This window comes from Adhaeribacter terreus (genome assembly GCF_042657365.1).
Classification (GTDB): Bacteria; Bacteroidota; Bacteroidia; order Cytophagales; family Hymenobacteraceae; genus Adhaeribacter_A; species Adhaeribacter_A terreus.
The window spans coordinates 56042-70322 of record NZ_JBHSKT010000012.1 but is presented as its reverse complement, the minus strand read 5'-3'; the positions used below and the strand labels follow the sequence as shown (position 1 = coordinate 70322).

General features: G+C 44.3%; 10 protein-coding genes and 2 tRNA genes. 7 read left to right on the top strand and 5 right to left on the bottom strand.

Annotated features, from left to right (window positions below; genetic code table 11):
- Positions 1 to 82 precede the first annotated feature (82 nt).
- From ACFPIB_RS16230 to ACFPIB_RS16220, 3 genes are all read right to left on the bottom strand, one after another.
- Positions 83 to 538, bottom strand: a complete 456-nt coding sequence (locus tag ACFPIB_RS16230) for a hypothetical protein (RefSeq protein ID WP_378018519.1) — start codon at positions 536 to 538, stop codon at positions 83 to 85.
- A 440-nt stretch (positions 539 to 978) separates the two neighbouring features.
- A tRNA-Phe gene (locus tag ACFPIB_RS16225) sits at positions 979 to 1054 on the bottom strand.
- A 105-nt stretch (positions 1055 to 1159) separates the two neighbouring features.
- Positions 1160 to 1235, bottom strand: a tRNA-Phe gene (locus tag ACFPIB_RS16220).
- A 148-nt stretch (positions 1236 to 1383) separates the two neighbouring features.
- Between ACFPIB_RS16220 and ACFPIB_RS16215 the strand changes: the two genes are divergently transcribed.
- From ACFPIB_RS16215 to ACFPIB_RS16190, 6 genes are all read left to right on the top strand, one after another.
- Complete coding sequence (locus ACFPIB_RS16215; RefSeq protein ID WP_378018539.1) at positions 1384 to 2757, top strand: 4Fe-4S dicluster domain-containing protein; 1374 nt, start codon at positions 1384 to 1386, stop codon at positions 2755 to 2757.
- A gap of 359 nt (positions 2758 to 3116) precedes the next feature.
- The gene (locus ACFPIB_RS16210; RefSeq protein ID WP_378018518.1) at positions 3117 to 3920 is read left to right on the top strand and encodes a (Fe-S)-binding protein; all 804 of its coding nucleotides are present in this window, start codon (positions 3117 to 3119) and stop codon (positions 3918 to 3920) included.
- Between the two features lie 438 nt (positions 3921 to 4358).
- The gene (locus ACFPIB_RS16205) at positions 4359 to 4841 is read left to right on the top strand and encodes a hypothetical protein (protein ID WP_378018517.1); all 483 of its coding nucleotides are present in this window, start codon (positions 4359 to 4361) and stop codon (positions 4839 to 4841) included.
- Positions 4842 to 4941: 100 nt separating this feature from the next.
- Positions 4942 to 6870, top strand: a complete 1929-nt coding sequence (locus tag ACFPIB_RS16200; RefSeq protein ID WP_465251500.1) for a CHU_0125 family OmpA-like outer membrane integrity protein — start codon at positions 4942 to 4944, stop codon at positions 6868 to 6870.
- A gap of 153 nt (positions 6871 to 7023) precedes the next feature.
- Positions 7024 to 8187, top strand: a complete 1164-nt coding sequence (locus ACFPIB_RS16195; protein WP_378018515.1) for an AIR synthase related protein — start codon at positions 7024 to 7026, stop codon at positions 8185 to 8187.
- 283 nt (positions 8188 to 8470) lie between these two features.
- Positions 8471 to 9292, top strand: coding sequence for a DUF4476 domain-containing protein (locus ACFPIB_RS16190; RefSeq protein ID WP_378018514.1), 822 nt, complete (start codon positions 8471 to 8473; stop codon positions 9290 to 9292).
- A 121-nt stretch (positions 9293 to 9413) separates the two neighbouring features.
- On the opposite strand, the gene ACFPIB_RS16185 is transcribed toward ACFPIB_RS16190, so the two are convergent.
- Together ACFPIB_RS16185 and ACFPIB_RS16180 are read right to left on the bottom strand one after the other, a co-directional pair.
- Positions 9414 to 11678 carry a T9SS type A sorting domain-containing protein gene (locus ACFPIB_RS16185; RefSeq protein WP_378018513.1) on the bottom strand — a complete coding sequence of 755 codons (2265 nt, stop codon included), beginning with the start codon at positions 11676 to 11678 and terminating at the stop codon, positions 9414 to 9416.
- A 769-nt stretch (positions 11679 to 12447) separates the two neighbouring features.
- Positions 12448 to 12930 (bottom strand): DUF4293 domain-containing protein, encoded by a 483-nt coding sequence (locus ACFPIB_RS16180; protein ID WP_378018512.1) that lies wholly within the window; start codon positions 12928 to 12930, stop codon positions 12448 to 12450.
- 62 nt (positions 12931 to 12992) lie between these two features.
- On the opposite strand from ACFPIB_RS16180, the gene ACFPIB_RS16175 reads away from it, so the two are divergent.
- Positions 12993 to 14195 (top strand): thiolase family protein, encoded by a 1203-nt coding sequence (locus ACFPIB_RS16175; protein WP_378018511.1) that lies wholly within the window; start codon positions 12993 to 12995, stop codon positions 14193 to 14195.
- The last annotated feature ends 86 nt before the right edge of the window (positions 14196 to 14281 follow it).

The window sequence follows — 14281 nt, the reverse complement described above, 5'->3', positions numbered from 1 at the left end:
CCCGGTGTTTTAGAGGAATGCTTCGGGCTGCCATAAAAAAAACTGCTATTGCAGGTGTTTATATTGAACTGAACCGCTGAAATTAAAGTGGTTTAAGCCTAGCTGCCAGTTTTGCCCGTTCTACTTTAAAAATAAATTCGGTGGCATTATCCCGGGAGCTGATCTGCTGATCGATCCGAAGGGAAGGTGTAGCAATGGAAATAATACTGATAGAATAAAAGGAGTAAAACAGGTAAAAGAAGAGCGATGTAATTCCGAATATAATAGACAGGTTATCGGTAGATTTACCCATTACGCCTGCCACTATTCTTTCTCCGATCATAGAGGCCATGCCATTTACCAGCATCAGGAGGGTTAAATACAGTAAAAGGGCTATTTTTTTCTTATCTATGGCAATAGAAGTAATGTCTTCCAGGTAAATACTTTTATAAAATTTGCCATTCTCTGCTTTGGCTTGTTGAATTACCCGCAGATTGGTTAATACCAGGAGGTTTTGGTTGGCGCTGGCAATTATGGTTTCATTATCTAATAGCTGCATTTTACATCTATTTTATAGATCAGAGCTTCTTAATACTGTATATTTTCGAATAAGCCATATACGATTAAAGCTGCCCCAAGGCCATTTTTTCCCCCCTTGATCCATTTATTAATGATCACTCTTCCTCGTTTCCAGCTTTTAAACGCTTTAAAAAAAAGCCATAAGCCTGGAATACACATAAAGAGCAATACGAGCCATTCCTTCCCTTCCATAACCGTGCTCTTTTATTTATTGTTAATCTAATTACGGATTTAAACCAATATCGCCGGAAATTGCTGATAAAAGAATTTGCCGGCTCAGTAATGTTGGATTATAAACTTGTAAAATGTTGAAAATTAGCATTTAGTAATAAAAAAAACGCTATGTTTCCGCGGTGAAAAACTAAGAAAGGCCAGAAAACAAAAAAGCCTGTTTCTGGTTAAGAAACAGGCTTTTAGAACTGGTGGTGATGATTGGAATCGAACCAACGACACAAGGATTTTCAGTCCTTTGCTCTACCGACTGAGCTACATCACCAGCTCATTTGTAATCTCTTTCTTTCGAAAGGGTCTGCAAAAGTAGGAATGTTTTTTGAATTTCCAAAAATAAAAAAGCCTCAGATTTCTCTGAGGCTTTTAAAGCTGGTGGTGATGATTGGAATCGAACCAACGACACAAGGATTTTCAGTCCTTTGCTCTACCGACTGAGCTACATCACCAGCTCATTTGCAGTCTCTTTCTTTCGAAAGGGTCTGCAAAAGTAGGAATGTTTTTTTTACGTGCAAAATTTATTTCAAAAATTATTTTCAAGCCTATTCTTCTTTATCTTTGTTCCCTTCAGAATCGATTGTTTGAACCCCAACCAACCTGACCGTGATAAGTAATATTATTTTCCTGCTCGTTGCCGCCGCCGCCATCGGTTTATTCGTCTGGCAGATCCGCAAAATCTCCAAAAACATAAACCTGGGCTACGATAAAGATATTTCCGATAATCCCGGCGAACGCTGGAACAATACGTTACTGATCGCTTTCGGCCAGAAAAAAATGTTCAAGCGCCCGTGGCCGGCTTTGCTGCACTTCTTTGTGTACGTCGGTTTCCTGGTAATTAATATCGAAGTGCTGGAAATTCTGATAGACGGTATTTTTGGCACGCACCGGGTTCTGGGTTTTATGGGCCCATTGTATAGCGTTTTAATGGCGGTAAACGAAATTCTGGCCTTGCTGGTGATTATTGCCTGCGCCATTTTCCTGGTGCGAAGAAATATAACCAAAGTGCCCCGCCTGGCTACCGGCGTTGAAATGCGCGCCTGGCCTAAAATGGACGCCAACCTGATCCTGATCACCGAGATTGTTTTAATGTTCGCGCTTTTCGCCTTCAATATTTCTGACCTGAAACTGGCGCAAATTGGCGGGCACGAATTGCCGGGTGCATTTCCGGTAAGTGCGGGTTTAATAGATCTATTCGGTTCCGATGAAAGCACGCTGAGAACAATTGCCGGTTTTGGCTGGTGGTTCCACATTCTGGGCATTTTCGCTTTCATGAACTATTTGCCAAGCTCCAAGCACTTCCACATCATCATGGCTTTCCCGAATGTGTACTACTCCAAACTGGTGCCGAAAGGGAAATTCAATAACGTAGAAAGCATTACCCACGAAATCAAAGCCATTATGGACCCGAGTTACCAACCACCGGTTCCCGCCATGGATGCGGAAGGGCAGCCAATTGTGCAGCGTTTCGGGGCAAAAGACGTGGAAGATCTGAGTTGGAAGCAAATGATGGACGCTTACACTTGTACGGAGTGCGGCCGTTGTACTTCGGTTTGTCCTGCTAATATTACCGGTAAATTGCTTTCGCCACGCAAAATTATTATGGATACCCGCGACCGCATGGAAGAAAAAGGCGAACATCCGGCCATTTTCAAACCGAACCATTACAAGGAAATGGGCGTGGAGCGCGTAAAAACAACCGAAGAAAATACATTACTAAGAGGTTATATCACGCCGGAAGAACTTTGGGCTTGTACTACCTGCAACGCCTGCGTAGAAGCCTGTCCGGTAAACATCGACCAGCTTTCCACCATTATTGACCTGCGCCGCTATTTAGTTCTGGAAGAATCTGCCGCGCCAGCGTCTTTAAATGCCATGTTCAACAATATCGAAAACAACGGTGCAGTTTGGGCTTTCCCGGCATCAGATCGCTTCAATTGGGCCGATGAGCTGTACGTGGCAGTGAAAAACTAAAAGCCTGAAAAATTCGGAAAGGTGACGGAATTGGTTTTTTAAAAGCTGAAATCCTGTTTCATTTGCAGTTCTGAAAGAAAGCCATAAACCGCTCTTTCGGATTTTTTAATCCGAAAGCAATCTGAGGGGGATGTATACATCCCCGTGCAGAAGAATTCGGGATTGATAAATCCCGAATAGCGAAAAGAATGTCCGAAAATCGAAAAGGGAAGCCTGCTATCCAGATTTTAAAAAGAAGAATTAAAGAAGTAAATTAGTAAAGGTAGTTCAGATCGGTATTTGGCTGAAAAGCAAAACGGTATCAAAAAGGAAGAAAGAAGTCCGGATATCAGATACGAACGACCAACATCCATAAAACAATGTCAGAAAAGAGATTAGTAAAAGTGCCTACAATGGCCGAATACGCCGCTAACGGTGACACGCCAGAAATTCTGTTCTGGGTAGGTTGCGCCGGTTCTTTCGACGACCGTTATAAGCGCGTAACGCGGTCGTTTGTACAGATTCTGGAGCACGTAGGCGTAAAATATGCCGTTTTAGGAACAGAAGAAAGCTGCACCGGCGATCCGGCCAAACGTGCTGGTAACGAATTCCTGTTCCAGATGCAGGCCATGACTAACATTGAAGTGCTGAACGCTTACAACGTGAAAAAGATCGTTACAGCATGCCCGCACTGTTTCAACACCATCAAAAACGAATATCCGGATCTGGGTGGCAACTACGAAGTAATTCACCACAGCGTATTTCTGCAGCAGTTAATTAACGAAGGTAAAGTAGCGGTACAAGGCGGCGAAAGCTTCAAAGGCAAACGCATTACCTTCCACGATTCCTGTTATTTAGGCCGTGCCAATAATATTTACGAAGCGCCGCGCGATGTTTTAGCTGCTTTGGATGCTGACTTGGTAGAAATGAAACGCAGCCGCGCGAACGGTTTATGCTGCGGCGCCGGCGGTGCCCAGATGTGGAAAGAACCGGAACCAGGCAAAAAAGACATTAACGTAGAGCGCGCCGAAGAAGCTTTGGAAACCGGCGCTACCATTATTGCTTCGGCTTGTCCGTTTTGCATGGTAATGATGAACGACGGCGTGAAAAATAAGAACCAGGAAGACAACGTAAAAGTGTTCGATATTGCGGAGCTGATCGCTTCTGCCGAAGGTTTGAACTAAGCTCTTGCGGTAACTTTTCTGTAAATGTTGCCTTTTAAATTGCAGAAGTAACGCTTTGCTTTTCAGCCTGAAAACGGTATCATTTTGAGGCTGAAAAGTAAGACCTCTGCCTGAATTGCATAATAAAACGCTATGTTTTGGACGGAAAAAGTCTGAAAAGCATAGCGTTTTTTCTTTTAATAACACATTCGTTTTGTTCGCGGCCTTGCTTTTATGTTTTGTATACTCGGTCGTTGCCTTTTGTTTACTGGTCTTTTAAACCGGAAATATGGCGCTTTACCCATATTTTTTTGTTTTCGAAAGTTGAGTTCTTACATTTTGGCTTGGTTAAAACAGAAAAAAATGCTAGTTTCATCTTTCGGGTTTTTGCAGTGAAAAGCATAGCGTTTTTTTTGTGTAAAGATCATAGCACTTTAATAATCGGATAATTTAAAATAAATGTACGTTCCTTTCGAACAGCTTCCGCCGCAAGCCCGCATCTGGATCTACCAGGCCGATCGGGAATTTACGGATGCGGAAGCAACTGAAATTCAGGATAAAATAAAAAACTTTGTAACCGAATGGAGTGCGCACGGCCATCAGCTACACGCCTCGGGGCAATTGCTGCACAACCGTTTTGTAGTGCTTGGTACCGATGTGGATGTAACGGCGCCAAGTGGCTGTTCCATAGATAGTTCGGTGAAGTTCCTCAGAACATTGGAAATAGACTACAATACAAAGCTTTTTGACCGTACGCAGTTGGCATTTCAGAAAAACGGTGCAATAAATATGGTGCATCTTACCGAAATGCCGGCCGCCGTAGCCAGCGGAGAAATTACGGCCGAAACCCCTTATTTTGATAATCTGGTAGCGGAAGCCGGGCTGCTAAAGACGGATTGGATGAAGCCAGCGGGGAAAACATGGCTGCAAAAATATTTTTAAGAAGGCTATTTGTATTCAATAATATTTTCTTAATATTGTTTCCTGAAAGTCAAGAATATCCATCATTATTCATATCGTAGTATTCGTTTAAATTTTAGCTATGAAGAAAATTATAGTTAGTTGCTTGGTGCTATCAGTAGCATTTACGAGTAGCTGCAGCTCAAGCGGAAGCATGAGCAAAGCTGATAAAAAATTCGCCAAGGCAGAGTATGAAAATGCTATTGAGCTGTATCAGGCCGACATTAAAAACGGCAAAGACTTAGCCAACGCAAACTTTAAGATTGCAGAAGCTTACCGCATGTCTAACCGTTTGCCAATGGCTGAAAGCTACTACAAAGCTGCACTTGATGCTGGTAGCAAAAGAGAAGAAGCAATGTTCTATTACGGCATGGCTCTAAAAGCAAACGGTAAATACGACGAAGCTACTGCCCAGATTGCCAGCTATGCTGCTAAAGGCACCAAAGCTCCTCTGGTAGCGCAGGCTAAACGCGAATCTAATAACCTGAAAAATGTAAACCAGCTGGCTTCTACGCCAACTTACATGATCGTAACGCCGGTAGATGCTGCTAACTCGGCTTCTTCAGATTACGCTCCGGTACTGAAAGGCGAAGAGCTGATCTTCTCTTCTTCGCGCGGCGATAAAAAATATGCAGGTAACGGCGAAGGCTTTACCGATGTATATGCCCTGAAATTTGACGATGCGAAAACGATGACTGGTGGCACTGTTCGTAGCTACGATCCGCAGATCAACCTGAGCGATACGCACGATGCAGCGGTTACTTTCTCTGCAGATGGCAACACTATGATCTTTGCCCGTGGTAATACCGGTTCTAAAAAAGGAACGCTGAACGTAGACCTGTTCATTTCCCGCTTTAAGAACGGCGTTTGGTCTGAGCCGAAAATGATCTCGGTAAACGACAGAACTGCCTGGGATTCTTCTCCTGCTTTATCGCCGGACGGCAAAACGTTATACTTCTCTTCTGACCGCAGAAAAGGTGGCCAGGGCGGTAACGACATCTGGAAATCTACAATCGATGCCAACGGTCGTTTCTCGGCTCCGGTAAACTTAGGCCCAACCATTAACACTGCCGGCAACGAAAACTTCCCGTATGTGGCTGAAGATGGTACGCTTTATATTTCTTCTGACGGACATGCCGGTTTAGGTATGCTCGATATCTTCAGAATTGAGAAAAACCAGCCGGTAAACTTAGGTTCGCCGATCAACTCAAATGCCGATGATTTCTCGCCTTACATGACGAGTGCAACTTCCGGTATTTTTGCTTCGAACCGTGCCGGTGGTAAAGGTGGTGACGATATATACATGTTCACCAAGCAGAAACCAAAACTGGTTAATTTCTTCGTAGATGGTTCTGTAAACCTGAAAGAAGACAAGAAAGCTGCTACGCCAGCTGCTAACCTGAAAGTTGTGCTGAAAGACAATGCCGGTAAAACTTTACAGGAAGCAATGACCGATGCACAAGGTAAATTCTCTTTCAAACTGGATACTGCTGCTTCTTACTCTGTTGTAGCTGAAAAAGCGAACTACATTACAGATCGTAACGCTGTAGTAACGGCTGGCAAAACTCCTTCGCAGAGCCAGTTAACCGAAGAAATGACTGACATCCGCTTAACTACTGCTTTGGTTCTGGATAAGATCGTTGTAGGTAAAGCGTTTGAAGTGAAAGACATTAACTACGACTACGATAAGTGGGATATCCGTGAGGATGCTGCCGTGAACCTGGATTCATTGGTAATGTTCCTGAACGATAACCCGAAAGTAACCATCGAGTTAAGCTCGCACACCGATAGCCGCGGTAAAGATGCTTATAACCAGACGCTTTCTCAGAAACGTGCTGAAGCTGCCGTAGATTACATTGTTTCGAAAGGTATTGACAAAGCCCGTATTACTGCTAAAGGTTACGGCGAAAGCAAACCGAAAAACAAATGCAAAAACGGCGTGAAATGTACGGAAGAGCAATTCGCAGTAAACCGTCGTACTGAATTCAAGATCACGAAGGTTGCGAAATAATGCTGCCTTCTGCCTAAAAAAAGCCTCTGCCAAAAGCGGGGGCTTTTTTTTTACCGTTGTTCGTTGTTCGTTATTCGTTATTCGTACTTTTGGGCCGGAAAAGGATAGCGTTTTCAATAAACCAATCAGCAATTAATAATCAACAATAAGATCATGCAAGACCGTTATATGCGCCGGGGCGTTTCGGCCTCGAAAGAAGACGTTCACAACGCTATTAAAAACCTCGACAAAGGTTTATTCCCGAAGGCTTTCTGCAAAATTGTGCCAGATCTTTTAGCCGGCGATGAAGCGTATTGCAACATTATGCACGCCGACGGCGCCGGTACTAAATCTTCGCTGGCGTACCTGTACTGGAAAGAAACCGGCGACTTAAGCGTTTGGAAAGGCATTGCGCAGGATGCGGTGGTGATGAATACCGACGATCTGCTTTGCGTAGGCGCGACTGATACCATTCTGCTTTCTTCTACCATTGGCCGCAATAAAAACCTGGTTCCCGGCGAAGTAATTTCCGCAATTATTGAAGGCACCGAAGAAGTATTGCAGATGCTCCGCGATAACGGCGTAGGCATTTACAGCACCGGCGGCGAAACGGCTGACGTAGGCGATCTGGTAAGAACGATAATCGTGGACAGCACCGTAACGGCCCGCATGAAGCGGAGCGAAGTAATTTCGAACCACAACATTAAGCCGGGTAACGTAATTGTAGGTTTTGCATCTTACGGCCAGGCAACTTACGAAACCGAATACAACGGCGGCATGGGTTCCAACGGTTTAACTTCCGCGCGCCACGATGTTTTCCATAAATATTTAGCTGAGAAATACCCCGAGAGTTTTGACCCACAAATAGATAGCGATTTAATTTACAGCGGCACGCGCAGGCTCACGGATAAAGTAGAAGAAACCGGTTTGGATGTAGGGAAGTTGGTTTTATCGCCAACTAGAACATATATGCCGGTAGCCAAGGCCATTCTGGAAAACTTCCGCAATAAGATAGACGGTATGGTGCATTGCTCGGGCGGCGGCCAAACCAAAGTGCTGCATTTCACGGAGAACGTACACATTATAAAAGATAATTTATTCGATGTGCCGCCGTTGTTCCGCATAATTCAGGAAGAAAGTAAAACCGGCTGGCAGGAAATGTACAAGGTTTTCAATATGGGCCACCGTCTGGAAATCTACACCGACGAAACCACTGCTGAAGAATTAATTAAGATCGGAAAATCATTCAACATCGATACCAAAATTGTGGGTAGGGTAGAAGCGCACGCAGGAAATAAACTTACGATAAAAAGCAATAAAGGCGAATTCGTTTATTAGATCCTGGAAAGAAGCAATACTTTGCGTCTTTCCACAATTCCGAGGTTTGTTAATAATGTGTAAATAAAATGTGTAGAGACAAGGCAATACCTTGTCTCTACGTTTTTGTAGCCGTATTTATATCACATTTTTCTATACGTTTCCCGCAGTTTTTCAGCCATAAACCCTCCCGTTTTTCGCAGAAAAAATAAATTCATTGCCCTTTGTTTGGCTTGCTCAAATTTTCTGGCACAATTTTAGGATATAGTAGAAATATGATACACACCTACTAAATTCTACCATTATGAAACGGTATGCAGTGGCTGTCTTTTTGATGGCCTTATTACTCGGCAGCCTTGCGGCTCAAGCAGCCAGCGCAACTTTTACTACTCGCCAGGGCGAAATTTTCCAGCTGTTATTAAACGGCCATTTGGTGAACGGGCGTGGTACCAGTCAGGTAATTTTAGACCGGTTGCCGGCGGGTAAGCATACCATTGAATTCAGAGTTCCGGCTCGCCGCGGCTTTTTAACCTATTGCACCAATATCTTTCTGGATCGCGGTTTCGAAAACAATTATGTGTTGATTCCGCCTAGCCGTAACCCGAATTTTCTGCTGAAGGAAGTAGGCAAAAGGCCTTTGATCGCGCCGGTTGCCTGCAGCACTTGTCCGCCGCAACGCCCGCACGGCCACGCAGTTTACGATGATTATGATGGCTACGGCAACAACCACGGCGGCGCTTACCAGAACGGACCAAACCACGGCGGAAATTATAACCCAAACTACAATCAGGGCAACTACAATGCTCCGGGCTACGGCAATAATTATAATACTCAACCGCAAAGCATGATGAACAGCTACGATGTGAACACGCTGGTAGAAAGCATTCGCCGGAAAAGCTTCGATAATGCTAAAGCCGATATTGCGAAACAAGCTCTTACCAGTCAGTTAATTCTGGCTGAAGACGCTAAGAAAGTAATGGAACAATTCAGCTTCGAAAGCAACCGGCTCGATTTTGCGAAATTCGTTTACGACAAAGTTTATGACCAGCAGAATTTTTACCGCGTGTACGATGCCTTCGAATTTGATAGCAGCATAACCGAAATGCAGCGTTGGCTGAAAAGATAGGATTTTCGATAGTTCGATATACTGGTTTTCAATTTCCAGATAATTTAGATATTCGATAAAAATAAAAAGTGCCGCTGAAATTATTTCGGCGGCACTTTTTTGTGCTTAAAGCATAGCGTTTTTAGGGCTTTATTGTCCGGATGGTGGTAAAGTTGTTGCCAGAGTTGATTTGAATGAAATACAAACCGGCAGCCTGCTTGGTCAGGTCAATCGGAAACCCGGCGCGTAGGTTTTGGGGTTCGGCGGTAGTTTGCAAAATAGTTTTGCCTTGCAGATTTGTAACCGTAATGTGAACGGGCATTGTTGTATTGCCGGTAGTTTTCAGATAACGAATGCCTTGCGCCGGATTTGGGAAAAGCGTATACGTTATTGCTTCGTTCTTAGCTGCAACCGCCACGATCTTGGAATACGTTGTGGTGCCGTCGAAATCGGTTTGGCGGAGGCGATAGTACGTTAAAGAAGCCGGAGCAGTGCTGTCTGCAAAGCTGTACCGGTTATGTTGGCTGGTAGTTCCGGCACCTGCAACCCGGCCTGATTCCTGAAATTCTTTTCCGTTGTGGCTTCTTTCGATTGTAAAGTAATGGTTGTTTTTTTCTGAAGCAGTTTCCCAGCTGCAAACGATACCGTTTTTGCTGCGGCTGGCTTCAAATTTCAGTAATTCTACCGGCAGCGGATTTGGCGTTCCGGAAAACACACCGAATGGCGAAAATGAGGTAATGTTGCTGCGGCTTACGGTATAAAGGCCGTTTATCAGCGTGGCGGTTACCGGGGTGTCGTCGTCCCAGCTACCGTTGTGAAAATGCGAAATACGGGTCTGATTCAGGTCGAAGTCTGATAAAGCGCTGGCGGCATTCCACTGAAAAGTTAACGTTACATCTGAATTCCCGGCTACAGCTTCATCAATAATCCAGGTATTGTTTACTGCTTTGTTGCTGAATTTTGTGCCGGTTGGAACGTTGCTGGTGTAATTGTCATAAACAAAATCAATTGCTTTTACGCTGAAAATGTCGGTAACAGTATTGGCTGTATTGGCTAAGCGGATCTTTACGGGTAAATAAGCCGTGCTTGTGCCTACGGGGAATTCTACATCGGTATTATTTTTCTGAACCTGGCGTTTCAGGCTGCCGGTTCCGTTGGTAATAATGTAGCTGTTTGCGTTTGCGTTGCTCAAAAATGAGCCTGCGTCTAAAGTAAGATCGAAGTTGCCCAGTTCTAATTTGCCGCCGGAAAGGGATAAGCTGTTTTTGATGCGGGTGTTTGCGCTAAGCTGCGTTGTACCGCTAAGCAACGTTAAGTTTCCAAAAGCATTTTGGGTTAAGGTCTGGGTAGAAGCGTTATTAATAGTTACTGTGCTAAGATCGCCTAAAATACCTAAGCTTGGGCAGGTGGTATTGTTAATGGTAAGTGTAGCGTAATCGGTTACGTCAATAACTCCGGAGAAAACTTTATTTGCCGGAATGGTGAAATTTACGTTGGCGCTTCCGTTTCCCACCACCACTTTTGAGCCTTCGCCGTTAACGGTCCAGTTGCTGGAAATAGTTGGATTAGTGCTGTTTTTAATTACAAAAGTTTGATAGCTGGCTGTAAAAGATGTCGGGTTATCGCCATTGCTGCCGTTGACATTGGCTGTCCAGTTGCTTAGAGAACTCAGCGTTCCGGAAGTTTCGTTGTAGAAAATGCGCTGCGTATTAGATGGGGTGATCGTAATATCATCTAAACCTAAATAGATCGAATTGTTGTCCGGATCGTTCCAGCGGAGCATAATTTCTTCGCCGTTAGCCAGTTCAATCTCGGAGAGCAGGATGCTGCCGGAGTTGTAATAATTTCCCGAACTGTTCCCGTTTACGCTGCCGCTGACAATTCCTTTATCGGTTTTTATGTTCAGATCACTGTGGTCGGTCCAACCGGAACCGGATAAAGCGGTAACAGTTGTGCCTTTTTTGTAGGAAAATTTAACAGTCGTGCTTCGGTTGTTTAACGTACGCCACTGCTCGAGCCGGTAACTGATCTCAAAATCGCGGATAGTAGCGCCGGTATTGTTGCGCAGCCTGATACCGTAGTAAAAATTGCCTGAAGCATTTGAAGTTACACAACCAAGCGCCCGGTCTGAAGCATTGGTGATTCCGTAATTTTTCAGGCCGGCATTAGTGTCTGAGCCATTGCTTGAAACCAGATTCGTGGCAGGGCCATTGTCTACATACCAGCCCGGTAAAGTAGCATTGTCGTTCCAGGTGCTGGAGCCGGAAGCCGGTAAACTATTGAAATTTTGGGTATATGGGTTTAAGTTCGTGAGTATTACCTGCGCTTTCGCAAAGCTGATGTTTAACAACAATAAACAAAGCGTAAAATATATGCTGCCAGAAAATTGAGTAGATTTCCGTTTCATGACCTATCCGTTTAAGATGTTTGAATTCCATATTTGAGTTATTTGCCGGCATTTTGGAAGACAAGCATTTTGAGCGGAAAGTAAATTGGGCGCTTTAAGGAAAGTCTATGTTGGTTTAATCATATTTCAGAAATTATAAATAATGAACTGCTGTATTTTGTTGAAAGGATTACAAACAGGGCTTTCTGCAATTACTTTTATAGTGTAGTTATTACTTAGTTTTGAGTTGATGAAAGCCTTGTAAGTTGCTGATAATATGATAGAAGTGGAGAGGATTTTGTGAGGGATAAATTTTGTAACAAGTATCTTTAAGCGCAAATAAAAACGCTAACGCTTTTCATGAGTTTGACAGTGGGAATTGGTTTGTTTCCAGTGAAATGCAGAATACTATAAGTTCAATTTGTTGATTGTGTTATTGCGCGTGCAGAAATGTAACAACTGGTAAGAAAACCGTGAATGCGTTGAAAAGCTAAGCTAATACAATCTGAATTTGCTGTTGTTCTCAAAATCAGATGTATGTTGAGCGTCAGAAAACTGCGCTTGCAGAGATCGGGAAGCAGTTGAACACTATGGTGAAATGGTAGAAAATCTCCTGAATAGGAGCGTTTCGGAAATGATCTTAAAAGAAAAGTGCCGGTGAAAATTAATTCAGCGGCACTTTTTTATGCTTAAAGTATAGCGTTTTTAGCTTTCTTTTCAGCTTAAAAACGCTATACTTTTCAAAGGAAAAAGTCGAACGATCGAATATCGAAAATTCGAACAATCGAAATTAACGCAAACGGTCTACCGAACGCACCAATTGTTCGTCGCGGCGGATAAAGCGGTTCGCTAAGGCATTCAGTAATAAAGCTAAAAATGGCAGGTAAAAAGCTGCTTCGCGTTCGCCGGGCGCGCCTTTTATCATTTCTTCACCCACGTAATACGCATAGTAAACCGTAGTTCCGAGCAAAGCCGCCATTAATAAGGTGTTCAGCATGCCCAGTTTCATTTGCGTTAAGCGGCTTTTGTACTGGAAAATTTCGTAAATGGCCACCGCGCCCGCTAAAATAGCCAGAATAGCAATGGCAATGGTGTTGGTTGAAGTGGCAGCCGCTTCAGTGCCGGCCGTAGCCGTTTGAGTTAAAGAAAAAGCGGTTAACGTAGCGCTGGTGCCGGTTTCAGCATCGGTTTTCGACCAGATAGGCAGGAACAAAAAAGCCACCATGCAAAGGGCAATAAGCAGCAGAAATACGGATTGAATTCTTTGTATCATAATAAGTGTTTAACTTGCAACGGAATTGCAAAAGTAACCAAAGAAGCCTAAAAGAAAAACCTATGAGTGCTGCTTATATAGTTGATATAGTTAGAACCCCTGTTGGAAAATTTGGCGGCACGCTGGCCACTGTTCGCCCCGATGACCTTGCTGCGCATGTTATAAAAGAATTAATAAAGCGTAATCCGGGTTTCGATGTAAACTTGCTGGAAGACGTAATTTTTGGCGCTGCTAACCAGGCCGGCGAAGATAACCGCAATGTGGCCCGTATGGCATTATTATTAGCTGGCTTGCCTATGGAAATTGGCGGCGTAACCGTAAACCGTTTATGCGCTTCCGGCTTGCAGTCTATTATCGATGCTTCGCGCGCCATTAAGGCAGGTGACGGCGTTGCATATTTAGCTGGTGGCGTAGAAAGCATGACCCGTGCGCCTTTCGTGATGGCCAAAGCTGAAACTGCCTTCTCCAGAACGCCGGAAATTTACGATACTACCATTGGCTGGCGCTTTACCAACAATGCGTTAAGCAAACTGCATTACCCGTATTCTATGGGCGAAACGGCGGAAAACGTGGCCAAGAAATGGAACATCACCCGCGAAATGCAGGACGAGTTTGCCTATAACTCGCAGCTGAAATACCAGGAAGCCGCCAAAGCCAATAGATTTGCCGAAGAAATTGTGCCGGTTTCTATTCCGCAGCGCAAAGGCGACCCAATTGTTTTTGCCGTTGATGAACATCCAAGATTATCTTCCGTTGAAAAATTAGCCGAACTGAAACCTGCTTTCGTGAAAGAGAATGGCAGCGTTACCGCCGGAAATTCTTCGGGCATAAACGATGGCGCGGCGGTAAGTTTAATGGTAGACGAAGAAACCCTGAAACGCTTCAACCTGAAACCGATTGCCCGCGTAGTTTCTACCGCCATTGCCGGCGTAGACCCGATGTACATGGGCATGGGGCCGGTTCCGGCTACGCAAAAAGCCTTAAAACGCGCCGGTCTGAAAGCTTCTGATCTGGATCTGATCGAGCTGAACGAAGCCTTTGCCTCGCAAGCGGTTGCCTGTGCGCAGGATCTGCAACTAGACCCGGCTAAGATCAACGTGAACGGCGGTTCCATTGCCATTGGTCACCCGCTGGGCGCGAGTGGTACGCGGATAACAGCTACGCTTTTACACGAAATGCAGAAACGCGACAACGTGAAATATGGCCTGGCTTCGATGTGTATTGGGGTTGGTCAGGGCGCGGCTATTATTTACGAAAAGCTGTAAGCAAACTGAAAATTAAAATCAGAAAGTCCGTTGCTGTAAAGCTGCGGACTTTTTTGCTTTAAAAGCCTACCGTTTTTTGAAATTTG